The organism is Pseudomonas sp. MWU16-30323 (genome assembly GCF_020515595.1).
Classification (GTDB): domain Bacteria; phylum Pseudomonadota; class Gammaproteobacteria; order Pseudomonadales; family Pseudomonadaceae; genus Aquipseudomonas; species Aquipseudomonas yamanorum.
Map to the genome: position 1 here is coordinate 1 of NZ_JAIWYM010000098.1, position 369 is coordinate 369.

General features: G+C 57.7%; 1 pseudogene. It reads right to left on the reverse strand.

Annotation, left to right across the window (positions count from 1 at the left end):
• A pseudogene (locus LIY45_RS30615) lies at positions 1-369 on the reverse strand (type IV secretion protein Rhs); the annotation flags it as partial.

Consider the following 369-nt stretch of genomic DNA (forward strand, 5'->3'; position numbering starts at 1 on the left):
CATAGCGCAAGGTGCCCCAGCCTTGGTGCTCGGCGGTGAGGCGGTTTTGCAGGTCGTATTCGTAATGGAGCGGCCAGTGACCGTCGTCGACGCTGAGGAGATTGCCGAGGCGGTCGTAGGTGTAATTGACGCTGCTGCCGTCAGGCAGGGTTTTTCTTACGAGGCGCCCGGCTGCATCGCGCTCATAACCTGTAACCAGCTGACTGCCATCGTCGCCGTATTCGGTCTTTTCCAGCAGATGCCCGGCGAGATCATAAACGTAGGCAGTGCGGCGCCCATCAAAGCCGATTTCCTGTTGGATCAGGCCGTTGGCGTGATACTCAAGTCGATAGGTTTCCCCGACCTCGTTTTCAATCTCGGTCAGTAACA